The sequence below is a fragment of the Paenibacillus sp. FSL W8-0194 genome, assembly GCF_037969745.1.
GTDB lineage: Bacteria > Bacillota > Bacilli > Paenibacillales > Paenibacillaceae > Paenibacillus_AQ > Paenibacillus_AQ cookii.
In genome coordinates this window covers 1,984,426-2,010,727 of the sequence record NZ_CP150205.1, presented here as the reverse complement: position 1 = coordinate 2,010,727, position 26,302 = coordinate 1,984,426, and the positions used below count along the sequence as shown (strand labels likewise).

Genomic DNA, 26,302 nt, shown 5'->3' with positions numbered 1-26,302 from the left:
CAACATTTCTATCATAACGGAAATCAGCCCATGGGGATACTTCTGGCCTGATCGCGGAATTCCGACGGCGTCATGCCGGTATGCCGCTGAAACACTTTCGTAAAATACCGCCGCTCATGGTAGCCGATGCCGGCGCCGATCTGCGTGATGCTTTTGTCGCTGTGGAGCAGCAAATATTTCGCGGCCTCGATGCGTTTTCCGGTAACGTATTCCACAAAGGTCATGCCCAGATGGTTTTTGAACAGGAGGCTGAAATAACTGCAGCTGATTCCCAAATGCCCGGCAAGCTCTTCGATCCCCAAATCCGTATCCAGCTTGCTTGCAATGTACGCCACGGCTTCGGCCATGAGCTGCTGCGGGTTTTTCCTCGCGCTCTGCTGCCCTTCCGTCTCCTCGATGCGGGATACCGTCTGCTGGAAAGGGTCCTTCAACCGCTGCTGAACGATTTGCTCCCCGACGGCCCGGATGGTGTTTTCCAGCTCTTTGTAATGGATCGGCTTGCAGATGTAGTCGCGGACCTTGTATTTGATCCCGGCCCTGGCGTATTCGAACTCCTGGTAACCCGTAAGCAAAATGATCTCCGCTTTGGAGCCCCTCTCCCGGAGTTCCCCGATCAGGGTCAATCCGTCCATGACCGGCATGCGGATGTCGCATAAAATAATGTCCGGGTTGTGGATGTCGAACAGCTCCAAAGCTTCTTTGCCGCTGCGGGCGGCCAGCACCTGCATGTTCATTTCCTTCCATGGAATGATGCTTTTCAAATTGTTGAGGATCGGCGCCTCGTCATCGACAAGCATGACGTTAAGGATCATCTCTTTCCCTCCATTCGGCATCAGGCAAAACGCACTGAATGATCGTTCCCGTCAAAAGCGAGGAACAAATGAACAATCCGTAGTACTCCCCGTAATGAATCCGGATCCGGTCGGCCACGCTCCTTACGCCCAGCCCCCTCCGCTCTTCATTGATATGCCGATCCTGATCGCCGTTGCGGCCGGATTCCTCTTCCTTGTCGTTCTTCATGTAAACGAATTTCCGAAGCTGCTCCGGGCTCATGCCGATGCCGTTGTCCTGTACCTGCAAAATGAAGCGGCCCCGGTCCGTCCAGCAGGAAACATGGATATGGCCTTTATAGGCAATGCCCTCGAAGCCGTGCTGGATGCAGTTTTCCACGAGGGGCTGAAGGGTGAGCTTAAGCACGCTGCGCCGGCTGAGTTCCGGCGGAATGTCCAGCTCGTAATCGAACAGGTCGTCGAACCGGAACTTCTGGATTTCCAAATAACTCCGCAAATGCTCGATTTCCTGGTCGAGAGGAATTTCCTCCTTATCCTGAATGCTGATCCGCAAAATATTGCCCAGCCTGTGCACCATTTCGCTGACCTTGACGCCTTCGTTCTGGATCGCCAGCACGTTGATCGACTCCAGCGTGTTAAACAGGAAATGCGGCTTGATCTGGGCCTGCAGCACGCGCAGCTCGGCCTGCGTTTTCTGCTTTTGCTCGGTTTTGATCTGCTTGAACAGGCTGTTGATTTGGCCGACCAGATCATTGAAGCCTTTTGCCAAAATATGCAGCTCATCCTTGCCCCGGTCCTCGACCTGAACGTTGAAATCGCCGCCTTCGACTTTTCTCATGAAACGGACGATCACCCCGATGGAGCCGGTAATCCTTCTCATGAACACCATGTTGAACGTGATGGCTGCCAGAAGGCAAAGCAGCGTAATTCCGATGAACCACTGGGCAAACACGAGCGTTTCCTTGGAAAGCGACGCCCAGGACGTCACCGCGACCACGTTCCAGGAATACTCCTCCATATGGTAGATCGAAACGATGCTTTTTTCATCGTCGAAATCCGTTTTGAAGCTCTGGTACCCGGAGCCGAACCGGACCGTTTTTTTCATGACGGAGGAGATCGGCTTTCCTTCCAGCGTTTTGTTCGGGTCGTACAAAATCAGGCCGTCGTCGTTGACGAGCAGGAACTGGGTGGACTGCATGTTTTGCGTAGGAGACAAGTTGCGGAAGATCGACTCGATGTCCCAGTTTTTGATTTGCACGACCAGAATGCCGATGTTTTTGAAATAACTCAGCTCTTTGACGAGGCGAATCTGCGTAAAAACGGGTTCGGTTCCGGTCAATTCCGGATACTCGTGCGGCGCGATCCATTTGGGCACCCCGTTCAGTTCCATCACTTCCCGGTACAAGGGCTGCTTTTTGAAATCCTCGAAAGGCATGGTCTTGAAGTTTTCCTTGGTGAACACGGATACGACGGCGCCGTGCAAATTGTACAGAAAAGCGTAGCTGATCGCGGGATGGTTATACAGCAGGTTGCGGAAATTCCGCTGGCTGTTGTTCAGGCTGAGCTGCTCCTCGTTCAAATCCTGTTTGGACGGGTCTTTGGCGGCCAGCGCCATATGGAAAACGGAGGTGGCGATGCCGTTGTCCGTCACGTTGTCCATCTGCCGCAGCACCGTGCCGATGCTGTAGCTGATCGATTTGAGAGAATATTCGGTTTGGCGGCTGTATTTTTCCTCGATCGAATGCGACGACACGATATACGTGACGACGCCCAGTATACATACGGGCACGATGATCAACACGATAAATGCCGTAAACAACTTGTTGCGCAAATTCATGGACACTCTTCCATTTCTCAAGATTTTGCAAAATCCGGTTGTAGGCGGGCACTGAAACGACTGTTTTTCAGCGAAAAAGCATTCCTCCATGCTTCGGGCAAAGGATATGCAAGCCGGATTTTGCAAAAATCGGCAGTCTGTAACATGATCGCTGCGGCATGGGCATGCCGCTCACAACGCCGGTGCCGGCAAACCGTAAAAACGGTCCTTTATCTGGCGGATTCCGCCGCCTGATTGGCGTCATCCTGCACCTTTTGCAGCGCTTCGGCCATTTTCTCCGGCGTCGTTTGGCCGCTGATCAGCTTCTGGATTTGCACGTTGCTGATTTCCGAGGTGACGTCGGCTTGAACGAGGGCATCGAAGGCAGGGAACTTCGTATCCGCTTTTTCGATCACCTCAACGATCTCCTTCATCAGATTGTCGTTGATGCTTGAAGCCAGCACGGCCGCATCCAGCTTCATCGCCGGCAGCACGCCGTCTTCGACGAGCCCGCGGATTTGCATGTCTTCGTTGAACATGTTTTTAATGAAGGACTTCACGGCGGCGATTTTGCGGGGATCCTTGGCAACGGCGGCCGAAAAGCCGTAACCGTTGTTGAAATTCAGCATCAGCGCGGTTTGGTCCCCGACGCCGCCCTCCACCGGAGGCATATTAAAAAATCCCACCTTCCCGAACATCGCGGCCCCCGATTCCCCCTGCTTGAACACGGACGATTTCCAGGTGCCGTCGTACATCAGAATCGCTTGGCCGCTCGTAAACTGGGCCGTATATTCGGGATACTCCAAACCAAGCTCGCCTTCGGTAAAGTAACCTTTGTCCTTCCATTCCTTATGCTTGGCGAATGCCTTCACGACGTTCGGGTCGGTCCACTTGGCTTCTCCGGTGGCAAACTTCTGGGTGATGTCCGGGCCGGCGTAACGGGACCATAGATGATTGGTGATCATCAGCGGAATCCAGCCGGCTTTGGACGCGGCAGCGATCGGGGTTTTGCCGTCCCGTTTGATCTCGGCCAGCATGCGTTCCAGCTCCGCGAACGTGGCCGGCGGTTTCCAGCCCTTTTTTTGGAAATAGGCCTTGTTGTAATAAAAACCTTCGCCCGATCCGCCGATGGGCAGGCCGTAAACCCTTCCCTCGTACGTAAAGGCGTCCAGCGAAGAAAATTTGTCCTTGATGCCCAATTCTTCAATGATGGGCGTCAGATCCAGCAGCTTCCCCTGTTTGGCGTACATGGCGGAATCGGGGCTGCCGAACAGGTCGAAAATATCGGGAGGATTGCCTGCCGCCATCTCGCCGCGAAGTTTTTCCTTGCGGTTCACGTCGGAATCGACGCCGTCCAGCCTGAAGGTCAGCCCATCGACTTCGGCCTCCACCTTTTTGACCACGTCGTTCAGGATGGCAAACCGTTTCTCTTTGTCTTTGCCGACCTGGGTGTGACGGAGCGTCAGATCGAAGGGTTCGGCCTTTTTTTCGGTTTTGGCCCCCTTGCCGTTGGATGCGTTTTCATTCGCGGGCGAGCTTCCGTTCTCGCAGGCCGTCAACACGAATGAAGCGGCGAAGCACAGCGATATCAAAAGAATCAAGCTTCTCTTGACCTTCATCGTTGATCCCCCTTAAATCTCTCAATTCTCATTATAAGAATGAGTATACATCAAGGTTAGTGCAACAATCTGCTATTTTGGGGATAAAAATCTCTACTGGGCTTGAAATTTCGCAAAAATGCCCCCCTCCTCGAAGTCCTTGCCCCCGGCAGAAATCGAACGAAGAGCCCTTTTCTTTTGCAGAAAAGAGCTCTTCAGGTCCGGCCCGGTTAACCGGTTCCGGTTTGCTTTCGCCCCGCTTCGATCAAGCGGTAGGCCCGCTCGACCTCATCGTCGGTAGGGCTCGGGACGCCTTGCAAAGGATAAGTTTTGCCAAGCGCCTCCCATTTGTAGACGCCCATCTGGTGGTAAGGAAGGATTTCGAATTTTTCGACGCCGCGGAGCGTGCCGATGAAACGGCCGAGCCGGAGCAAATCCTCCTCGTCGTCGTGGATGCCGGGAACGTATACATGCCTGATCCACATGCTGCGCCCGTGCTCCGACAGCCACTTCGCCGTCTGCAGCGTTCGTTCGTTGGATTTGCCCGTCAGCTGGATATGCTTGGCGTCATCGATATGCTTGATGTCCAGCAACACCAGGTCCGTGACGTCCAGCAGCCGGCGGATTCGCTCCGCTTCGTTAAATCCGTTGCTGTCCAGCGCGGTGTGCAGGTTCCAGCGTTTTTTCGCTTCCTGAAACAGTTCCGCCACAAAATGCGACTGCAGCGTAGGTTCGCCGCCGGAAACCGTGAGTCCGCCGCCGGATGCCCGGTAATACGGCAAATACGGCTCGATTTCGGACAACGCTTCTTCCACCGTCATTTCTTTGCCGCCGTCCAGCGCCCACGTATCCGGGTTATGGCAATACTGGCATTTCAGCAGGCAGCCTTGCATGAAAAGAACAAAGCGGATGCCCGGCCCGTCGACGGTTCCGAAGGTTTCCATGGAGTGGATATGTCCCTTGATCATTGAAGTCACCCTTTCCGCATCCGCTATCGGTTCCGGCAGGCCGGGAGCCCGCCTGTTTTCCCGTTTCTTACATGGATCCGTGGAACGTGCGGTTGATCACGTCAAGCTGCTGCTCCCGGGTCAGCTTCACGAAGTTGACGGCGTAACCCGACACGCGAATCGTCAGCTGCGGATAATTTTCCGGATGTTCCATCGCGTCGATGAGCTGCTCGCGGTCGAATACGTTGACGTTCAAATGATGCGCCTTGCTGCCGAAATATCCGTCAAGCATCGATACGAGGTTCGATTTGCGGGTCTCCGGCTCTTTGCCGAGCGCTTTCGGCACGATCGAAAACGTGTTGGAGATGCCGTCCAGGCTTTCCTCGTAAGGCAGTTTGGCTACCGAGCTGAGGGAAGCGAGCGCCCCTTTTTTGTCCCGTCCGTGCATCGGATTCGCGCCAGGCGCAAACGGCTCGCCCGCTTTGCGGCCGTCCGGGGTCGTCCCGGTTTTTTTGCCGTATACGACGTTCGACGTGATGGTGAGAATCGACTGGGTCGGCAGCGCGTTCCGGTACGCTTTATGTTTCCGGATCATGCTCATGAACGTTTCCACCAGCCAGACGGCGATTTGGTCCACCCGGTCGTCGTTGTTGCCGTAGCATGGGTATTCCCCTTCGATTTCGAAATCGACGGCGATGCCCTGTTCGTTGCGGACCGGCCGGACCTTGGCGTGTTTGATCGCGCTCAGCGAATCGGCCGCCACGGACAACCCTGCGATGCCGCAGGCCATCGTACGGAGGATGTCGCGGTCGTGCAGCGCCATCTCGATGCGTTCGTAGCAATATTTGTCATGCATGTAATGGATGACGTTCAGCGAGTTCATGTACAGCTTCGCCAACCATTCCATCATCGGCTTCAGCCGTTTGACCACTTCGTCGTACGAGAGGACCTCGGAGGTGATCGCCGGATATTCCGGTCCGACCTGCGCGCCGGACTTTTCGTCGACGCCGCCGTTGATCGCGTACAGCAAACATTTCGCCAGGTTGGCCCGCGCCCCGAAAAACTGCATTTGCTTGCCGATCCGCATCGCGGATACGCAGCAGGCGATTCCGTAGTCGTCTCCGTAGATCGGGCGCATCAGATCGTCGTTTTCATATTGGATGGAGCTGGTCTCGATCGATACCTTCGCGCAATATTTTTTGAAGGCTTCCGGCAGCTTCTCCGACCATAATACCGTCAGGTTCGGTTCAGGCGCGGGTCCCAAATTGTACAGCGTATGCAGGAAACGGAAGCTGTTTTTCGTCACCCGGGTTTGGCCGTTGACCGACATCCCGCCGATCGATTCCGTCACCCAGGTCGGGTCGCCGCTGAACAGCTCGTTGTAGTCCGGCGTCCGGAGGAACTTCACGATGCGAAGCTTCATGACGAAATGGTCGACGAGCTCCTGCGCCTGCGTTTCGGTCAGCGTGCCTTCCTCCAGATCCCGTTCGATGTAAATATCGAGGAACGAAGATACGCGGCCAAGCGACATCGCGGCGCCGTTTTGCTCCTTGATGGCCGCCAAATAACCGAAATACAGCCACTGGAAAGCTTCTTTGGCGTTTTGCGCCGGTTTGGAAATGTCGTATCCGTGCATTTCGGCCATCCGCTTCAGCTCCCCGAGGGCACGGATTTGTTCGGACAATTCCTCCCGCAGGCGAATGACGTCTTCTTCCATGGCGTCCACCTCTAGTTCGAGCAGCTCCTGTTTTTTCTGCGTAACGAGGAAATCGACGCCGTACAAGGCAACGCGGCGGTAGTCGCCGATAATCCGGCCGCGGCCGTAAGCATCGGGCAAGCCCGTGATGATGCCCGCTTTGCGCGCAGCCCGCATCTCGGTCGTGTAAGCGTCAAAGACGCCCTGGTTATGCGTTTTGCGGATATTCGTGAATAGGTCGATCAGCTCTTGCGGAAGTTCAAACCCGTACGCTTTGCATGCATCCACCATCATGCGGATGCCGCCGAATGGCTGAATGGACCGCTTGAACGGAGCGTCGGTCTGGACGCCGACGATTTGCTCCTTCTCTTTGTCCAAATATCCCGGCCCGTGGGACAGGATCGTGGAAGGCGTATGGACGTCGACGTCCAGGACGCCGCCGTTTTCCCTCTCCTTTTTCGTCAAATCGGAGACGATCTTCCACAGCTCGGTCGTATCGTCCGTCGGCCCCTGCAAAAATCCCTCGTCCCCCAGGTACGGGCGGATATTCCGCTCGATAAAGTCGTTGACGTTGACTTTGTGCATCCAGTTCCCTTTTTTGAAACCCCGCCAGCCCGTTTGCATGGTTTGTACGTCTTGTTCCAGCACAGACATTGGAATCCCTCCGTTTTTGAGGATGTAAATGCCGCATCGATGGATATTTTTTGTGATTTATTTCACTTAGTTGAAAATTTGATCTTGCTATTGTCTTGCTCCATCTGATCCTGCTTTTATGCTGCTTGCTCTCCTCGATGCGGCAGTCTTGCTCAGGATTTTGCAGCATCCGATGGCAGTCGCTTCCGGGTACATTTTATGGAACGAAACCGCTTCGCTTCCATAAATCAAATCGCGGACCGAAAGTCATTTTTTCGGATGATTGACAAAATCCTCGTTTACAAGTCCAGTGTAAAAAACTTCCGACAAAACGGCTGTGATAAACATCACTTTGCAGGCGGTCTTCCTAAGGAGGAGGTCGATTTCACGCGCCTGCAAAGGATGCGGTCCGCATTGGGCGGCAGCCTGTTCGGGGATAAGCGGGCGGCGCGGTCAGCAAGCAAATACGTCCCGCTTCCCCGATCCGCCGCCAGCTCCCGCTTCGCTTATTCTTCGAACCGCCCGTAAAAAGCGTTCCGGTAAATGTCCGCCAGCTCCGATACGAGCGGCAGCTTCGGATTCGCCGTCGTGCATTGGTCCTCGAAGGCGCGGTCCGCCAAATAATCGACCTTGGCTTCGAACGCTTTGGCGTCAAATCCGAGCTCCTGGAACGATTCCTCAATGCCAAGCGCCTTGTTCAACTTCCGTATGGCCTGGATCAGGCTGTTTACGCCTTCCTCCGTCGTGCGGGCAGGCAATCCCAAAATGCGCGCGATTTCCGCATACCGCTCGTCGGCGACGAAATGCGAATATTTCGGGAACGACGCGAACTTGGTCGGTTTTTTCGCGTTGTAGCGGATGACGTGCGGCATCAGGATCGCATTGGTCCGGCCGTGGGCCGTATGATATTCCCCGCCCCATTTATGCGCCAGGCTGTGGTTGATTCCCAGGAACGCGTTGGCGAAAGCCATGCCGGCAAGCGTCGAGGCATTGTGCATTTTCTCCCGGGCGATCTTGTCGCCGGTCAGCGCGGACTTTTCAAGGTATTGGAAGACGAGCTGGATCGCTTTGATCGCCAGGCCGTCCGTATAATCGCTAGCCATCACCGAGACATACGCTTCGATTGCATGCGTGAGCACGTCCATGCCCGTATCGGCCACCGCCGTTTTCGGCAGGGTGTACACGAATTCCGGATCGACGATCGCGACGTCCGGCGTCAACTCGTAGTCCGCAAGCGGGTATTTCGTGTTTCCTTGGTTTTTGTCCGTGATGACGGCAAACGAGGTGACTTCCGATCCCGTGCCCGAAGTCGTCGGAATGGCGACGAATTTGGCCTTTTGCCCGAGGCGCGGATATTTGTAGATCCGTTTGCGGATGTCCATGAACTTCTGTTTCAGGTTCGAAAAATCGGTGTCCGGATATTCGTAGAACAGCCACATCGCTTTGGCCGCGTCCATCGGCGAGCCCCCGCCGAGCGCAATGATGCAGTCCGGCTGGAACCGTCTCATCATCTCGGTGCCCCTGTCCACCGTCGCCGTCGACGGATCGGGCTCCACTTCCGAAAACACTTCGATGACGACCGGATTTTGGCGCTGGCGCAGGAAATATTCGACCCTTTCGACATATCCCAGCTTCACCATCATCTCGTCGGTCACGATCGCGATCCGGCTGATGTCCGGCATTTTGGCCAAATATTGCGTTGCCCCTTTTTCAAAATAAATTTTATCCGGTACTTTGAACCATTGCATATTCACGGTACGGCGCGCCACCCTTTTAATGTTGATGAGATTGACCGCGGTGACGTTCGAAGACGTCGAATTCCGGCCGTACGACCCGCAGCCGAGCGTCAGCGAAGGCAGGTTCGTGTTGTAAATGTCCCCGATCGCCCCGTGGGTCGACGGCGAATTGACGATGATCCGCCCGGTCTGCAGCCGGTCCGAAAAGGCCGAAATCACTGCCTCGTCATGCGAGTGGATGACCGACGAATGTCCCATCCCGCCGAACGCGACGACCTCCGCCGCACGCTGGATGCCCTCTGCCGCGTTTTTGACTTTGTAACAGGCCAGCACCGGGCTGAGTTTTTCCGCGGACAGCGGGTACTTCGGACCGACGCCTTCGATTTCGGCCACCAAAATTTTGGTTCCCGCCGGCACGCTGAAACCGCATATTTCCGCGATCTTCACCGCGGATTGGCCGACGATGGCCGGGTTGACCGCGCATTTTTCCAGGTTGATGGCGCCAGCCGTCAGCTTGGCGGTTTCTTCCTTATTGACGAAGTAGCAGCCGTTTGCGATCATTTTCTTTTTGACCGCATCGAAGATCGGCTCCTCGATGATGACCGCCTGCTCCGAAGCGCAAATCATCCCGTTATCGAACGACTTGGACAAAATGAGGTCGGTGACCGCCTGGTCGATATCCGCCGATTTTTCGATGAAGCAAGGCACGTTGCCCGGACCGACCCCAAGAGCCGGTTTGCCGCAGCTGTAGGCGGCGCGCACCATGCCCGAACCTCCCGTCGCCAAAATGAGCGCCACGTCGGGATGGTTCATCAGCGCGTTCGTTTTTTCCATGCTCGGCTCTTCGATCCACTGGATGCAATCGGCCGGAGCGCCGTGCTTTACCGCCGCCTCCAGCATGATTTTCGCCGCCTCGCGGCTGCACTGCTGTGCCGACGGGTGAAAGCCGAAAATGATCGGGTTGCGGGTTTTGATCGAAATCAGCGCCTTAAACATCGTCGTGGACGTCGGGTTGGTTACCGGCGTGATCCCCATGATGATGCCGACGGGTTCGGCGATTTTTTGATAGCTTTCATACGGGTTATCCTCGATGACGCCTACCGTTTTTTCGTATTTGATGCTGTGGTAAATGTATTCGGTGGAAAACATGTTTTTGGTGATTTTGTCTTCGTATACGCCTCTGCCGGTTTCGTCGACGGCCATCCGGGCCAGCCGCATATGCTGGTCGAGCCCTGCCAGGGCCATCGCCTGAACGACCTCGTCCACCTGCTCCTGCGTCATGTCCATGAACTTCTTTTGCGCCTCGTTGGCTTTGTCGATCAGGGTCCGGATATACGCTTCCGGCGCCGGTTGCGGTGCTTCTACGGGTTCTTTTTTAACAGCCATGTCTCTCATCCTTCCGGGTTTTTTTGAAAACTATTCTCTCTGGCCCGATCATAACAAAACCGGGTAACGCCCGGAGGTGATGTTTTTCACACGATTAAGTGAAAATTATCACAAATTCGGAATTTCGACACTTTTTCGGGCTTCAAAGTCCCCAAAAACCAAATTTTTCAGGTTATAATTTACTTAAAATTTATTTTAAAAATGAAAGAGATAAAGGGGATAACGAGTATGAGCAACCAACTGAACGTGATCGAAACCCGCGGGAACGCAAGCTGCTTCTCCGAACAAAACCTGGATCGGCTGATGGCTGTCATGCATGACCGGACCGTACCCGAAGGCTCCCATCTGTTTTGGGAAGGCGACAGCTCGGATAAGCTCTATTACGTCAAAAGCGGACGCGTCCAGCTGACCAAATCCACGGATGAAGGCAAAGAGCTGATTTTGTACGTGTACCAGACGGGGGACATCGTTGGCCATGCCGACCCCTTTTTCAGCCATAAGCAAACCTATACCGCCGAAGTGATGGAAGAAAGCGTCGTCGGCGTTATCGATCATAAAGACCTGGAATCGCTGATCTGCCAGCACTGCGACTTTGCGCTCGATTTCATGAAATGGATGGGCATCCATCACCGGCTGACCCAGACCAAATTCCGCGATCTGATGATGTACGGCAAGCCGGGAGCGCTCTGCTCGACGCTGATCCGGCTCAGCAACACGTACGGCGAAGAGCGTGGCGACGGCATTTTGATCAACAAAAAAATCACCCATACGGATCTTTCCAACATGATCGGTTCGACGCGCGAAAGCGTCAACCGCCTGCTCGGCGATCTCCGCAAAAAAAACGCAATCGAGTATGAAAACGGCCTGATCGTCATCAAAGACCTTGAAATGCTGCAGGATATTTGCCATTGCGAGCTGTGCCCGAAAGAAATTTGCCGCATTTGACCGGCAGGCGGCCGCCGATATCTACGATACGTCAACTCCAAGCTTCCGGGACCGCATCGGGTCTCCGGAGGCTTTTCCATATGCAAAACGTCCCATATGTCCCCTAACTGAATCATGTCTAAGCCTTTTTAGCTTCCTTTCCTCAAAACGGCTAAATATGTCATCATCAGGGCTCATTATTCCCATTTTTAATCCTAAAGACCTATAAAGCTTTCAGATAAAAGAACCGATGAACATCATGTTGCGCATTTCTTAAGTCTTATTTTGCTTGCGCATATCTTCCTACAACATCAACCGATCATCGTTCGGCGCCTGAAGGACCGGAGACCCCGAATCTGCCCCGGAAGGACTATCCTGCAGGTTCCGGCGCTGAACTTAAAGGCCCGAATCCTCTTATCCCTTCCAAACGAAAGGAAACATCGAGGATTAGGCATACAGGTCGGATAAGGAGTGAATAACATGATGGCAGAAACATGGATTCGGCGGATTTTGATGGTCATTACCTTCATAGGTTCGATGGCATCCGGTACGGCGCAAGGCACGGCTTTGTCGTCTCCTCCCGGAATCGCTCCGGAGGCTGCGGCGCAGCCGGCGTACCAAAAAGCCACCTGGCTGTGGACTACCGACTGGATCCGGCGGGATCCGCAGGAGGTGTTGTCGTTTCTCGGCGAACATGGCGCGAACCTCGTTTATTTGCAAGTGAACCCCGACATCCCCGCCTCTGATTATCAGAGTTTCATCAAGCAAGCGGCCGGCCTCGGCATCAAAGTGGATGCGCTGGACGGCGCCCCGGAATGGGGACTTGCGTGGAAGCGGCAAGAGATCGCGGATTTTCTGGCCTGGGTGCAAACCTACCAACAAGCGGCGGAAGCAAGCGAACGATTTCACGGCATTCACGTCGATATCGAACCTCATCTGCTTCCGGAGTGGAAAACAAACCGCTCGGACGTCATCAAGCAGTGGGAAAGCAACGTGCAATACCTCCGAACCGAAGCGGACCGCATGAAGCTGCCGCTTTCGGCCGATATCCCGTTCTGGCTCGGCAACAACGCGGCTTCGGACGGCAAGACGCCGCTCGACCGCTTTATGATCGGGCAGTTCGACTCGGTAACGGTCATGTCTTACCGCGACACGGCCCAAGCCATCGGCGGCATCGCCGAAGACACGTTCAAGGATGCAGCCGCCCTCGGCAAAACGGTTTTGGCTGCCGTCGAAACCAACCCCAGCCGCGAAGGCGATTTCCTGACGTTCCATGAAGAAGGAGCCGGCGCGATGAACGAGCAGATCGCCAAACTTCACGACATGGTTAAAAACCATCCTTCCTACGCCGGCATCGCCATTCACGATTTCGACGGCTGGCGGGAGATGAAACAATAAAAAAAGGGATGTACGCCGGTTTTCGTTCCCACTTGCGTACATCCCTTTTTATGACGGCATTTCTTTTGATGACCATTTGTCCGGTCCGCGTTTCGTCCATGAACAACTGGGCGCGAATCCTTTGCAGGTAATCCGTTTTAGCGCGGATGAAGCTGTACGGAAGCCTGTTTTCCGCTCAGCTGGATTCCCGACATTTTGGTTCCCGCCTCCTTCAGATCCGTGATCAGCCGTTCCAGAAGCTCCTTCGCGGCCGCCCCTTCCTTGCCTTTGATCCGGATGACGAACAGAACGGCATTGCCGGACTTCAACGTTTTTTCCGCCTGCCGCAGCTTCGTTTCGAAGTCATGCTCTTCGATCTGCGGGGTCAGCCGGATCTCTTTGACCTTCATCCCGCGTTCTGCCGCTTTCGCCTGCTGTTTTTCCCTTTTGGCGTCTCCCGCCCCGATCAGCTTGCACGGGGGAGGACTGCTCATCAAAGAGGTGCAGACCAAGTCGACTTTAAGCTTTTTGGCCAAGGCCAGCGCTTCGGAGGTGGGCATAATGCCGAGGGGTTCTCCGTTTATCCCCGTCAGCTCCACCTCCGACACCTTGATTTTTTCGTTCATCAGCATGTTCGCAACACCCCCGTCCCACGTCTATGTATTTGTTGCAGCACCGACCGTACTCGCCGATTAAGCCGCCGCTAGGCCCGGTCCAGCTTGATTTCCACTTCGTCCCGCGGCGACAGCTTCATGTCGAAACCGTCCTCGGCAAGTTCCTTGCCGTTTACTTTGATCACCCATTTTTCCACCGATTTGGATACGTAGCCCTTCACGGAATGAACCATCCGTTTGTTGACCGTCAGTTCGACGAAATCCGTCCCCATCAGCATGTCGCGCACATTTTCGTTTTCGGCATACGGCAGGATGTACGTATGCGAAATCGACGGCTGTATGGTTCCGCCGTTGATTTTCAGCACGGAATATTTGACTTCCTTCGCTTTGGGATCCGTCGGTTCGATGGAAATGCCAAGCTCGTCGTTTTCCTTGAGCACCGTATCCAGCTTGTCCTTTCCAAGCTTTTTGTCGTTGAGCTCGATCCCCCACACAAAGGCCGAAGACAGCGAGACCTGGCTGATCGAAAGGATGCTTCCGTCCTCCGCGAAGGTCACGATCCCGCTTTTTTTCAAGCATTCCCGGATCGAGATTCCCTGCTCCAAATATTTTTCGATGTCGCGGATCGTGTCCGGAGAGAAGAAATCGTCCTTTTCGGAAATCAATATCGGCGAAAAGGCTTCTCCGGATGCCACGCCCGCCGAATCTTTGGATTTGCTGCCATCGCATCCCGCCAGGATTACCGACAGGACGGCGATGAAAACGATTGCCTTTTTGAAGCTGTTCCCCATTCCGGGCACCACCTTTGTTTATTCATTGCATGGTGCATTAACGTCGTTGGCTTCTATGAACCAAAATAGAGTCCTCATCCTGAGAACTCTATTTTAACATAGTCAAGCGATCGTTTTCGACAGGGGTTAGACAGGTTTAGACCAAAAATTCAATGGATCAGCGCCTGCATGAACGTTCTCGTCCCATCCGTATTTTTCAAATAAGGCCCTAAACCGAGGAAATGGCCGCGGTCGACATAAACGCCTGTCATCCACGTCCCCTCCAGAACTTCGCCGTCCAAATGAAGCAGCAATGGAGGCGCGGAAATCAGTTCCTGATAGACGGGAACCCGCGTATTGTGTTTTTTGAAAGGTTTGCCGGATTGTTCGAAAGGAATCGGGGTGACGTACGTGGGCACGAAATAAGCAGAGATGACCTCCATCTCTTCGTCGTCGTAAAAGGGGGCATCGCCTAAAACGGGATGGAACAACGATATTTCTTCGAATTGCGACCAAATGAGGAGCTGCAACATCATGCTTTGAAGACTGCCGTTATGAAAAACGTATTCGTGTTTGCCCTGCCGCTCCTTCTCTCCCGGAGCATCCAGGCTTTCTACGTAATGGCGCTCGCAGCCGATGCACTTCCAGCCGGACGGGCTCTGAATCCACTTTTGAAACACCGTGCCGCCATGTTCTCCGCCTTCGGAGTACGGTTCCTGAGCAGGCCTCGGGCAGGCCCAATACTTCCACACGGAATCCGGTACATGCTGCGCCAGCATCGAGATCGTTTTATCGTAAATCTTCCGCACTTTAATAGAAGCGCTTTCAAGTTCGTTGACATCCTCTTTGCCATACCTTATCGCTTGGGAAAGTACTATTTTTCTCATCGTTCTCCGCCTCCTTAAGCGCCGAAAAGGCAGTTTATTTACCAATTATACTACAGATGCCGCCGGAAGGTGCAAGTCTTAACCTAAAAATAACATAAAAATCCAGGTTTCGCGAAATATCGACACGACGCCAAACGCCTGTCCAACGCCAAAAACCTCCTCTAAAAATTAGAGAAGGTTTATCGTCACGGTTGAGATTAGGCAGCTCAATCCAGTTCGACCCATTGTTCGGCCCAATGTTGAACCTGGTCCATCACCGGCTGCAGCGCTTTTCCTTTTTCGGTCAGTTCGTATTCGATCCGAACCGGCGTTTCGGGATAAACATGGCGTTCCAAGATGCCCTCATTTTCCAAGTCTTTCATACGTTCGGACAGCATTTTGTCGCTCATGGATGGAATGATATGCGATATATCCTTGAACCGTTTCGGTCCGTTCATCAGCGAATAGATAATGAGCCCGTTCCAACGCTTTCCCAATACGGAAAAAGCCGTTTCAAACCGCGGACACATACTGAAATCCTGATCCTTCATGTTCTCACCTCTTTACAGGATCCATGCAAACAGTTAATGTCTCATGAAAGCTTACATTAAGTTAGTATGTATCAATTTTACCACATTCCCCTGCAAAAGAAAACTCGCAGATCCGAATCCAGGCTTGAAAATCCTTCCCAAATCGCAGGATCGGCCGCCCCCCGCCAACGAAAAAACGGCAGCATCAGCTGCCGCCGTTTTCTTCCGCCTTGTGAGAAGTCGCCTTCCGTATGCTACACCACGGTCCCTTTCGCGAACTCTCTTACCGGCTGCGGGGAATGGCCGAACCGCAACGCTTCGCCGGGAGCCGGAGCCGCCCATTTGACGCCGTTGGCGATCACTTTCAAAACCCCGGGATGGAAATAGGTCGGATGCGTTTCATGTCCGGGACGGAAGTAGAAAATTTTGCCGCGCCCACGACGGAAGGTGCATCCGCTTCGGAATACTTCGCCGCCTTCGAAATTGCTGATAAACACGATTTCGTCCGGCGTAGGGATGTCGAAATATTCGCCGTACATTTCTTCATGGTCGAGGATAATCTTTTCGCCGATGCCTTCGGCGATCGGATGGGAAGGATTCACGTTCCAGATGATTTCCTGCTCCTCCGCTTCGCGCCATTTCAAATCGCAGGACGTACCCATCAAAGCTTTGAAGATTTTTGAGAAATGCCCGGAATGCAGCACGACCAATCCCATGCCGTCCAAAACGCGCTGTTTGACGCGCGCCACGATGTCGTCGCTGACCTTGTCATGAGCCATATGCCCCCACCAAATCAGCACGTCCGTCCGGTTCAGCACTTCTTCGGTCAATCCGTGCTCCGGTTCCTCCAGCGTGGCGGTCTCAATGGCAAAACCGTCCTGCTGGATGCCTTGGGCAAGCGCCGTATGGATGCCGTTTGGGTAAACGGCTTTGACGGCATCGTGAATTTTTTCGTGGACGAACTCGTTCCAAATGGTTACGTTGATCATGTTGTTTTCCTCCTTATACCCACCACATGTCGCCAAGCGACTCTTCGATCAATACCTGCTGCAAATTGGCTACCGCTTTGGAGAAACCTTCTTCGATGGACATCAGGCCGTCTTCATGCTCGATGCTGACCGCGTAATCGTAACCGACGAGACGCAGCGCGCTGATGATGTCCGCCCAGGTTTTGACGTCGTGGCCGTAACCTACGCTGCGGAACTGCCAAGCGCGGTCCAGCATGTTCGTGTACGGCTGCATATCCGTTAAACCGAAACGGTTGACGTTGACCGGATCGATGACTGTATCTTTGGCATGGAAATGGTGGATCGCGCCGGCGCGGCCCAAAATGTGGATCGCCTGGACCGGATCGATGCCCTGCCACCACATGTGGCTCGGATCAAGGTTGGCGCCGATCGCCTCGCCAGCGGCTTCGCGCAGACGAAGCAGCGTTGCCGGCGTATGCACCGAAAATCCGCCGTGCAGTTCCAAACCGATTTTTACGTTATGGTCGGCGGCAAATTTCGCTTGTTCCGTCCAATACGGAATGACCTTGTTTTCCCACTGCCAAGCCAAAATTTCCTGAAAATCGTTTGGCCAAGGAGCGACCGGCCAGTTCGGGTATTTTGCGTTTTCATGGTCCCCCGGGCAGCCGGAGAACGTATTGACGACCTGTACGCCCAGTTTCTCCGCCAGTTTCACCGAATTGACGAAATCCTCATGATCCGCTTGGGCAAGATGCTTTTGCGGGTGAAGCGGGTTGCCGTGGCAGCTGAGCGCGCTGATCGTCAGGCCGCGGGATTCGACCGCATGTTTGAATTCTTTCAGCTTCGCTTCGTTTTCGAGCAGCTCGGCCGGATTGCAATGCGCTTTGCCGGGATTTCCGCCCGTTCCGATCTCTACCATCTTCAGACCTTTGGACGCCACGTAATCGAGCGCATCCTCCAGCTTGCGACCGCCGAACAATACCATAAATACGCCTAGTTTCAAAGTAAACTCCTCCTTGTGCGTTGGGTTTAAATTAAGGTTGCTTCAATAACTTCCGGTTTTGAAAAGCTTTTCAACTTGCGTAAAATGAAGCCCGAACCCCAGGCAGGTCGTCTGCATGGGGAACGGTGAGTCGAATGTATGAATGAATCTCGAGGATTACTCGAAATATACGGCTTTACCCGTTCTGGCAGACTCGTAGATCGCTTCCAGAATTTGCGTCACGACAAAAGCCTGCTCAGGTTTGACGATCGGCTCCTTGTCTTCCAGGATCGCCTCGATCCACAGTCTCTGCTCCAGATCCGACTCGCTTTCGGCCGTGCCGGAATAGAACGCCACGCCTCCTGCCTGCAAATCGATGTTGGTGTCGTACAAACGTCCCAGCTTTTCTCCGTTGATGCGGAGACCGTCCTTCATGTCCGCGCCGCCTTCGGTGCCTGCAAGGATCGTTTTGGCTTCGCCTGTTTCCACGACGTTAAGCGCCCAGCTGGATTCCAAAATGATCGTTGCGCCGTTTTCCATCGTGATGAAGCCGAAAGCGGAGTCTTCCACCTTGAATTGCTCCGGATCCCATGGTCCCCAGGCGTTGGCCGCGTCCTTGCGCTGTCCGAGCTTATGGAACGAGGAACCGAGCACGCTTTTCGGTTTGTAGTTGTCCATCATCCACAGCGTCAGGTCAAGCGCATGCGTACCGATATCGATGAGCGGGCCTCCGCCTTGCTTTTCCTCGTCCAAAAAGACGCCCCAAGTCGGAACCGCGCGGCGGCGGATCGCCAAAGCTTTGCCCAGGTAGATGTCGCCGAGTTCGCCGGCTTCGCAAAGCTGCTTCAAATACAGGCTGTCGGCACGGTAACGGTTTTGGTAGCCGATCGTCAGCTTTTTGCCCGTGCGGCGCGCCGCGTCCAGCATTTCCTGGGCTTGCGCCACGGTTTTGGCCATCGGCTTTTCGCACATAACATGTTTGCCGGATTCCAGAGCCGCTACGGTGATGACCGAGTGGGAATCGTTTGGCGTACATACATGAACGACGTCGATGTTTTCGTCTTTGAGCAGCTCACGGAAGTCGGTATACACTTTCGCGTCTTCGGTGCCGAACTCCTTGGCCGCTTTTTCCGCGCGTTCCTTCACGATGTCGCAGAAGGCCACCATTTGCGCTTGCGGCTGCTTTGCGAGGCTCGGCATATGTTTTCCGTTTGCGATCCCTCCGCAGCCGATGATTGCGATTTTTAAGGTTTGGGTTGTGTTAGACATGAACAGGTCCTCCATTTTTTGCGTAGTTTTTAATCCATTCCATGCTTTTCGCAATGGCTTCGAGCGGCGGATTTTGGCAGAAATCCTGCTCTACCACGATCCATTCCGCGCCCGCTTTGTCCGCGGCTTCGGCCACGGCCTTCAAGTCCACTTCGCCTTCGCCCAGCTCCACCGTCAGCGGGGAACCGTCCTCTTGTCTGCGGACATCCTTCCAATGCACCACCGGAAGGCGTCCCGCATAGGATTCGATGTAGCGGACCGGGTCGTAGCCGGCAAAGTGCACCCAGCAGCTGTCCAGCTCGATCTGGAGCAATGATTCGGGAACGTTTTCGTACATCGCGTCGAATACGGTTTGGTCCCCGATCTTCTCGGTGAATTCAAAGTCGTGGTTATGGTACAGCAGCGTAACCTGCTGCTCGGCGCACCGCTGCCCGATGCGTTCCAGGTTCGCAAAAACTTCATCCCAACGGCGGTCTTCGGCTCCGAGATACGGGACGATCAGGCGGGTATTGCCGACTTCTTTGTTGTAGGCGATTTCCTCGTCGAGGGCATTCAGCATGCGGTCGTAACCCGTATGCGTGCCGAGCGCAACCAGGCCGTACTGGTCGAGAAGCGCTTTCACCTCGGACGCGGGGCGCCCGAAAAAGGTGTGGAATTCCACGCCTTGATATCCGAGCTCTGCTACTTTCTTCAGCGTCCCCTCAAAATCCTGCTCCATTTGCTCACGAACCGTATAAAGTTGCAAGCCCAGCTTCAACATGTTTGCCTCACTCCTGTTTTTTATTTTTTCAAGGCAGGGTGCTCTCCAGCTTTACATGCTCGCCCTTCAAGGAAGAGGTATGGAATGCATGCATGGCTTCAAGCACATGGTAAGCGAGCGCTCCGCTCGCCCGATGGCCGCGGCCTTCCCGGATCGACGCAACCATGTCGTTCACGCCAAGCCCCCGCTCGTTTCTTCCGCATTCGAATGCCGGAGCCAGCGTCTCGGTCTCGGTCGATCCGCTGCGGCGGAGCTTGACGTCCCCGTCGAAGAAATTCGGATCGGGAAGGATGAGCGTCCCTTCCGTGCCGTATATTTCGAGCCAAGGCAGGCTTGCGCCGCCTTTGACGTCAAAGCTTGTAATCACGGTGGCGATGGCGCCCTGCCTGAAATCGATCGTTCCGGCCAGATGCGTCGGCGTAAGCACCGGGATTTGCTGGCCGGCCTTCGGTCCCGAACCGATCGTTCGCGTCGCGCTCGGAGCGCCTGCCGAAGAACTGATCCGGTCCATCGGACCCAGCAGCTCCGCCAGCGCCGTCAAATAATACGGCCCCATGTCGAACATCGGCCCGCCGCCGGGGGCGTAAAAAAACTCGGGATCCGGATGCCAGCCCTCCGGCCCGCCGCTCATCATAAAGGCTGCGGCCGCCACCGGCTTGCCGATCATGCCGCCTTCGATGGCCGCTTTGGCCGTTTGAATCCCCGAGCCGAGGAAGGTGTCCGGCGCGCTGCCGACGCGAAGACCTTTGCTTTCGGCGGTCTGAAGTATGCGCTTACCATCCTCCAGCGAGACGGCCAGCGGTTTTTCGGCGTACACGTGTTTGCCCGCTTCCAGCGCGGCGATATCGATTTCGGCATGGCTCCCCGGAACGGTCAGGTTAATGACCAGCTCGATCTCCGGGTCGGCCAGCAGTTCGGCTGCCGTGTATGCGTTTGCAACCCCGTATTCCTCCGCCCGGGCCGCGGCGCGTTCAAGCACCACGTCGGCGCAGGCCACCACTTCGACAACGGGGCTTTTTTTCAGGTTCTCCAGGTAAATGGCGCTGATGTTGCCGCAGCCGACGATGCCTGCTTTCATTTTGGTGTCCATGCTTCACGCTCCTTCATGAGGTAGAAGGTTGAATCAACAATCTAGTACCCATGGTATTCCGAATTCGTTTATATTAAAATGAATAATATGATTAAAACATGAACAATCTGGTCATTATTTTTTTGACCGGGATTTTTCCCGAACCAAAATCGGCGGTTCCCTGCGGACAAGCCACTTACGCTATAGGAGATATTTGTATGTCTACGGATCAATCGGTTCATATCTATACGGCAGGATTTTCATTCCACCACAAACCCTTTTACATGAGCGAAATGAATGGAGTCAAAAATTATTTGATGCGCCTGCAGACGGACGGAAGATGCCGGGCCCGCGTCGGCGGGGAAATGGTCCCCATCGAGGCGGGGGACCTGCTCCTTTTTTCGCCGGACGAGCCTTATGAGCTGAAAATCGACGAAGAGCTGAACGCCCAAAACGAGCTGGCGGTCGAAAGCGGCGATTACCATATTTTTTTCGGGGGCAGCTGGATCGAAGAATGGTGGGCCCGCCAAAAGCGGCCGACGAAAATCAGGGTCCCGCTTAACGAGACGATTATCGGCCTGTTTAGGCAGATCGTGCTGGAGCAGCGTAAAATCTCGAATCCTTACCCCGAAATTTCGGGGTATTATATGCGGATCTTGTGTCTGGAAACGGACCGCCTTCTCCGCGAGCATCCGTCCACGACGCCGAAAACGTATTTGGCTCACCGGATCAAGCATTACATCGAGGAAAACGCGTCGGCGTCGTTTAAGCTGGAGGACGTGGCCGCCCATGTCGGGATCAGCGTTTCGCGCGCGGTTCATCTGTTTAAGGAAGCGTTCGGCAAAAGCATCATGCAGTACACGCTTGACGTCAGGCTCGACATGGCGCGCGAAAGGATCATTTTCAGCCCGATGTCCCTGGAAAACATCGCCGAAACCTCCGGGTTTGCGAATTACACGTATTTTCACCGCGTATTTCGCTCCCGCTTCGGGAAATCGCCGAAGGAGTTCCGGATGGACAGCCGTGAGCAGATTTAAAGATGGCTTTAGAAAAAGAGGCCGAATCCGCCTTAAAATGTACCCCATAGAGTAGACACCTAAAAAAAGGTCTACCCTACGGGGTACTTTTCTATATACTTAAGAAAATAAAACCGGGGAGAAAACCATGAGTATTAAGTTATTTAGTCAACGTGACATGAACAAGGTTGTCGGAACTTTATCAAATGGTAAGAGTAGAATATTACTCTTTTAAGATTCCTCATTTAAGGAGATTGCAGTAACGCTAGGCACCGAGGGTGGTACTTATATAGGGTATGACATTATGAATATCACTGTCAGTCTATCCGTTGGACATTCCACGATGAATTGCAGGAATTGCTATATAAGTTATCTATAGTAGAGCGACAGTATTTATTATTGAATGTGATTTGGGGTTATACGAGCAGGGAGATTGCTGATGCTTTTAATGATACTGCTGCTGTTACAAAAAGAATTCAACGAGCTAAGAAGAAAATGAAAGGCAACATACAGAATCTGATTGTCTAATGTGGATGGCGTCTAATTTGGAAGCGAAAATATTTATTTGTTGAAAGCTAGAATACTCCGGTGAGTACTAACCTCAAAGCCTTGTTACCGCACCACAACTAACAGTACAATAATTCCGAGCCCAATCAGCCAGATTACTGGGTGACCGAAATTTAATCCCCAGCCGACTCCGGACCTTTTCTCGACGATTAGGTTTGGATCTTTACGATTGAAATAAATCATACCTAATAGCCATTTATCATCATCATGGACAGGTCTGACATTGGAGAAATCGGCAGATCGCTCCATGCGGCTTCCGCCCTGACCAGCCCAGAACGATAAGGCGCAGGCGTATAGGATAACAAAGGCTATTATGATTAGGATAATGGGGATAGCGAAATTGATATCAAGCAGAGATATCATGCTTAGTTGCACGACGGAAACCAGGATAACTATTAAGAAGCTTGCTGTAATCATAAAATATGACCAAGTACGGCGGAAAGTTACGTCTTGTCTGATAGAACGGTTCGGATCAGTGGGTCGAACCTGCTGCTTCACTCTGCGAATACTCCAATTCTCAAATATGAACAAAAGTGTTATGAACACTTGTATTATCGTAGGCATAAACACAGAACTATAAGATTTAGCTGCATAGCGGTCTACGTTCCAACTGCTGTTGTAATGGATCGGAATCTGATCAGGAATCAGATCGTAGTTGCGTAGCACAGTTACAATACTAACGACAATAATTAAAACATGAATGAGGAACCAATTACTAGACAAGCCAATGTTTCTTTTCCGAAATCCAGTGTCCACTGCCATGATCGATGGTTCCGGAGCAATAGGCAGCATAGGTAGTAACCTTTTCATTTTGAAATGATAGCTAATGTTTATGACTAGAGAGATTACGACCATGGCGAGTGAATAAGTGACAATGATCCAACTTTGTTGCTTGGAATGTTCATCACCGTATATTAGGCAAATGATACAAACAATGAATAGGATGGTATGTAAGGTAGCACTAATCCTAGCATATGACTTCCGCATCTGGCGCAAAGGCTCACTGTGGAATTGTACAGCGCTGACGGTGACCCCAAAACTAATTGTCTCTCTTGTTAAATAAGGCATGCTTACCATGAGTACAATTGTAGGTATAAATACAAAGACCATTACTATAACAGGCATTATCGTCATATCATTCGCCTCCTCTTATACATAAGTGTGTATTCGAAAACTCTATAACCCTTAGAGCATAGGCGATTCATCACTATGTCTTTTTGCGTATGATTATCCTTTAACTTAGGATAGGTAATCGACTTGAACATAAATTTAATTATAATCGATTTTAGTAACTATAAGGGTGAAATTAACAATTCAACCATATTTTTTTGCTACGCAGAGCTACTCATCTGACAACTGAATTATGGCAAGTACATCTGTTTGAAATTCTGTGTAGGTAAAGGACAGGTTTTCGTTATCCCAATTTTTTTTCGATGCTTAGCAACGAAACGATAGACAGGGTTTCGGATGAAGGGTGGGATAACCAGCAGTAGCAAAATTGGGCGAAATGCTCGCCTCGTATCTGCAATGGCGCGGATTACTGCGTCAGAGTATAAATAAGTGCGTCCATGCTTAATATAGTACATGCTGTCCACACTTTCATCCAACTCCACATGTTCCTGTGTCCATGTGCTATGGAAGTCTGTGATGCGCAAGGCATCGTTCCGGCTACTCTTAACCATTTTCTGGATAAGTGAACTGCACATAGAGCATTCCCCATCATAGATGAGAACTTGCATGATGATCACCTGCTTTCAAATGCATCAATTGTGAGGATACGCAACACCACTACAAAGCACGAGGAGGTGAGTGGTGCAGTGTTTTCACTAACCTAATATTTATTTGTGCCGATCGCTTATTATACCAGTCATAGTGCTTATCGTTGAGGACAAGATTGCATGTTGACCATTTGATAGAGTGATTTTACCTGGTGCCTCTACGGGGCATGTTTCATACGAAGGGGTGAAGCCACAAGGACTTCGGTCTTTCGTATGTATTATATTCTTCCATATTTCGGTAGTTTAGTTCTTTTTTGGGTTGGTCGACCATGGAAAATATACCATATACTAGTGTTAATTTATATATTTTCTATGAAAATATTTATATATTTATTTTGTGTTTTTCTGTAACTTATTTTAATTAGGAACGTTGTTTGTGACCTACTATACTTATAATTGGTATGTTATACATTGCGAACTAAGTGTGAATAAATAAAAATAGAAGGCCGATTTCTCAGCCTCCTAATCCGTGTTCAATGGTCTATACTGTAAAATGGTTATCTCCAAGGCCACCTCCAGCCTTTGCGCTTCCATGCGTTTCAAGACGGGATGTGATGTCTTGTAACTGCTCGCATGTTTCCTGCTGCTCTTTTCGAATCTCTTGAACCTTATCTGTGGCCTTCGCCACTTCGTTAACGTTCATGACCTGTTCACGGATCAACTTCATATCCTCATTTACCGCGTCGCGGTGTCCATTACGAAAGTAAACAACAATAGAGCATCTTTCAATGGGTCACCGGCTACATATTCACGCTTGCTCGTTAACTCAAAAAAAAGACGAACCCGGAGTAAACGGTACCCCTTGTAAAGGACATTCTTAAAAAAGCCTAAGCAGATTGAAGAAGATGATCTCTGTATTTAGCAGGGGTCATCTTTTTTAAGTTCCATTGGTATCTGTAGTGATTGTAATAGGCCATGTAGTCCTTAATTTCCCGTTTTAACTCATCCAAGGTCAAACAGGGTTCTTTATAATGGCCTAAAAAGGATTCCTGAGGGGCGTTATCCCAGCAGTTTCCCCGCCTGGACATGGATTGTTTCAATTTCATTTTCTTAACCATTTTTTGAAAATCCGGATGTGTATAATGAGATCCCTGATCAGAATGAATGAAGGCACCATCGGCCTTTTTAAAGCTTCTGTTTTTCTTAAGCTTAAGAAGGGTATCTGTCGCAAGGTCCATTGTGATTCGGTCTGATACATGATAGGCCAGAATTTCATTGGTTGAACTGTCCTTGATTGTTGGTAAATAGGCTTTCTTACTTGAACCGTAGAATAGATAGGTGATATCCGTCAGCAATACCTTACCAGGAACATTCTGCTTAAATTCCCGATTCAGCAGGTTAGGAACGACCCGGTGCTCATGAGTAGCTTTCATCATTCTCTTATAGGGATTTGCCTTCCTGAAAGGGCACAAAATGCCGTATTTTTTCATGATCCGCCTGATTCGTTTCAGATTGTAGACAATCTGAAACTGACCCTCTAGTGTCATCTTGATGGATCGAGCGCCTTTCTTGCGTCTTTTGAAATGATAAGCTTTTAAGATGATTTCTTTTACCTTTTCATCTTGCTGCTCACGCTCGCTTCTCTTTTGCTTTGCTGCGGAAGACCAGTACCTGTAATATCCACTTCTAGAAACCCCAGGCACCCTACATAAATAGTTGACCATACGGTGGAGTTGATATTTCTTGATGATGTCATAGATAAGGACATATTTCTGATTAGGTGAAAGTACTATCCTTTGTTCTGCCCCCTCTCCATGAAACGAATCTTTTTTAACAGTTCGTTCTCCGCTCTTAGCAAGGCATTCTGAGCCTCCAGCCTGGCATACTTCTCTTCCTGCGTCAGCTCCCGTTTAAGGGACCTTCCTGATGCTTGGCTTCTAGTATCCTGCAAACCTAAGATTCCGTTCTCCTGGTAGCTCGCACGCCATCTCTTTCTCGAGGATTCGACTCTTTGGATCCCGATAACGGTTACGTCAAAACACATTCCTCAAATATTTCTCTAGGAAGCTTACCCTTGTTATTTTCTGAGATAAATAACTGCTTAAATGCATCTGTATACGTAATTGCCTTAGAAGAAACAGACTTCACATAAGGATTATTTAATAACTGTTTGATTTCACTATCCGTGAATATTTTCTTGCTCATTTTTCAATTCCCCATCCCCATCTTTTTGCTTATAAACAAAAGTACCCTACCGAGAGACTTTTTT

The 26,302-nt window shown here is 52.0% G+C and carries 20 protein-coding genes and 1 pseudogene; 3 read left to right on the top strand and 18 right to left on the bottom strand.

Going from position 1 to position 26,302, the window contains the following annotated elements:
- Positions 1-23: 23 nt before the first annotated feature.
- From MKY58_RS08770 to adhE, 6 genes are all read right to left on the bottom strand, one after another.
- Positions 24-812 (bottom strand): response regulator, encoded by a 789-nt coding sequence (locus MKY58_RS08770; RefSeq protein WP_306433211.1) that lies wholly within the window; start codon positions 810-812, stop codon positions 24-26.
- Positions 802-2,628, bottom strand: a complete 1,827-nt coding sequence (locus tag MKY58_RS08765; protein ID WP_339324229.1) for a sensor histidine kinase — start codon at positions 2,626-2,628, stop codon at positions 802-804. The genes MKY58_RS08770 and MKY58_RS08765 overlap by 11 nt, the downstream gene beginning before the upstream one ends.
- Before the next feature lie 209 nt (positions 2,629-2,837).
- On the bottom strand, positions 2,838-4,226 hold the full coding sequence (locus tag MKY58_RS08760) for an extracellular solute-binding protein (RefSeq protein ID WP_339324228.1): 1,389 nt from the start codon (positions 4,224-4,226) through the stop codon (positions 2,838-2,840).
- 209 nt (positions 4,227-4,435) lie between these two features.
- Complete coding sequence (gene pflA / locus MKY58_RS08755) at positions 4,436-5,173, bottom strand: pyruvate formate-lyase-activating protein (RefSeq protein WP_339324227.1); 738 nt, start codon at positions 5,171-5,173, stop codon at positions 4,436-4,438.
- 67 nt (positions 5,174-5,240) lie between these two features.
- A complete protein-coding gene (pflB, locus tag MKY58_RS08750) occupies positions 5,241-7,502 on the bottom strand; it encodes a formate C-acetyltransferase (RefSeq protein ID WP_339324226.1) in 2,262 nt (753 codons plus the stop codon).
- A gap of 485 nt (positions 7,503-7,987) precedes the next feature.
- Entirely contained in the window at positions 7,988-10,603 is a 2,616-nt protein-coding gene (gene adhE, locus MKY58_RS08745; protein ID WP_339324225.1) for a bifunctional acetaldehyde-CoA/alcohol dehydrogenase, read from the bottom strand.
- Positions 10,604-10,831: 228 nt separating this feature from the next.
- On the opposite strand from adhE, the gene MKY58_RS08740 reads away from it, so the two are divergent.
- Both MKY58_RS08740 and MKY58_RS08735 read left to right on the top strand, forming a co-directional pair.
- Positions 10,832-11,548, top strand: coding sequence for a Crp/Fnr family transcriptional regulator (locus MKY58_RS08740; RefSeq protein ID WP_339324224.1), 717 nt, complete (start codon positions 10,832-10,834; stop codon positions 11,546-11,548).
- A gap of 459 nt (positions 11,549-12,007) precedes the next feature.
- Positions 12,008-12,925, top strand: a complete 918-nt coding sequence (locus MKY58_RS08735) for a hypothetical protein (protein WP_339324223.1) — start codon at positions 12,008-12,010, stop codon at positions 12,923-12,925.
- Between the two features lie 137 nt (positions 12,926-13,062).
- On the opposite strand, the gene infC is transcribed toward MKY58_RS08735, so the two are convergent.
- From infC to MKY58_RS08690, 9 genes are all read right to left on the bottom strand, one after another.
- A complete protein-coding gene (gene infC / locus MKY58_RS08730; protein WP_339324222.1) occupies positions 13,063-13,536 on the bottom strand; it encodes a translation initiation factor IF-3 in 474 nt (157 codons plus the stop codon).
- Between the two features lie 71 nt (positions 13,537-13,607).
- Positions 13,608-14,309: a hypothetical protein gene (locus MKY58_RS08725; protein WP_339324221.1), complete on the bottom strand. Its 702-nt coding sequence runs from the start codon at positions 14,307-14,309 to the stop codon at positions 13,608-13,610.
- 149 nt (positions 14,310-14,458) lie between these two features.
- Positions 14,459-15,175 carry a hypothetical protein gene (locus tag MKY58_RS08720; RefSeq protein ID WP_339324220.1) on the bottom strand — a complete coding sequence of 239 codons (717 nt, stop codon included), beginning with the start codon at positions 15,173-15,175 and terminating at the stop codon, positions 14,459-14,461.
- Between the two features lie 206 nt (positions 15,176-15,381).
- A complete protein-coding gene (locus MKY58_RS08715) occupies positions 15,382-15,705 on the bottom strand; it encodes a helix-turn-helix domain-containing protein (protein ID WP_339324219.1) in 324 nt (107 codons plus the stop codon).
- Between the two features lie 233 nt (positions 15,706-15,938).
- Positions 15,939-16,673, bottom strand: coding sequence for a ThuA domain-containing protein (locus tag MKY58_RS08710; RefSeq protein WP_339324218.1), 735 nt, complete (start codon positions 16,671-16,673; stop codon positions 15,939-15,941).
- 13 nt (positions 16,674-16,686) lie between these two features.
- Positions 16,687-17,655, bottom strand: coding sequence for a sugar phosphate isomerase/epimerase (locus MKY58_RS08705; RefSeq protein WP_036707730.1), 969 nt, complete (start codon positions 17,653-17,655; stop codon positions 16,687-16,689).
- Positions 17,656-17,811: 156 nt separating this feature from the next.
- On the bottom strand, positions 17,812-18,903 hold the full coding sequence (locus MKY58_RS08700) for a Gfo/Idh/MocA family oxidoreductase (RefSeq protein WP_339324217.1): 1,092 nt from the start codon (positions 18,901-18,903) through the stop codon (positions 17,812-17,814).
- Positions 18,896-19,663, bottom strand: a complete 768-nt coding sequence (locus MKY58_RS08695; protein ID WP_339324216.1) for a sugar phosphate isomerase/epimerase family protein — start codon at positions 19,661-19,663, stop codon at positions 18,896-18,898. The genes MKY58_RS08700 and MKY58_RS08695 overlap by 8 nt, the downstream gene beginning before the upstream one ends.
- Before the next feature lie 28 nt (positions 19,664-19,691).
- A complete protein-coding gene (locus MKY58_RS08690) occupies positions 19,692-20,753 on the bottom strand; it encodes a Gfo/Idh/MocA family oxidoreductase (RefSeq protein ID WP_339324215.1) in 1,062 nt (353 codons plus the stop codon).
- A gap of 197 nt (positions 20,754-20,950) precedes the next feature.
- On the opposite strand from MKY58_RS08690, the gene MKY58_RS08685 reads away from it, so the two are divergent.
- Positions 20,951-21,769 carry an AraC family transcriptional regulator gene (locus MKY58_RS08685; protein ID WP_339324214.1) on the top strand — a complete coding sequence of 273 codons (819 nt, stop codon included), beginning with the start codon at positions 20,951-20,953 and terminating at the stop codon, positions 21,767-21,769.
- Between the two features lie 591 nt (positions 21,770-22,360).
- Here the strand turns inward: MKY58_RS08685 and MKY58_RS08680 are convergent.
- The 3 genes and pseudogenes from MKY58_RS08680 to MKY58_RS08670 form a co-directional block, all read right to left on the bottom strand.
- A complete protein-coding gene (locus MKY58_RS08680) occupies positions 22,361-23,449 on the bottom strand; it encodes a DUF1648 domain-containing protein (protein WP_339324213.1) in 1,089 nt (362 codons plus the stop codon).
- 1,125 nt (positions 23,450-24,574) lie between these two features.
- The gene (locus MKY58_RS08675; RefSeq protein ID WP_339324212.1) at positions 24,575-24,754 is read right to left on the bottom strand and encodes a hypothetical protein; all 180 of its coding nucleotides are present in this window, start codon (positions 24,752-24,754) and stop codon (positions 24,575-24,577) included.
- 166 nt (positions 24,755-24,920) lie between these two features.
- Positions 24,921-26,238, bottom strand: a pseudogene (locus tag MKY58_RS08670) (IS3 family transposase).
- Between the last annotated feature and the right edge of the window lie 64 nt (positions 26,239-26,302).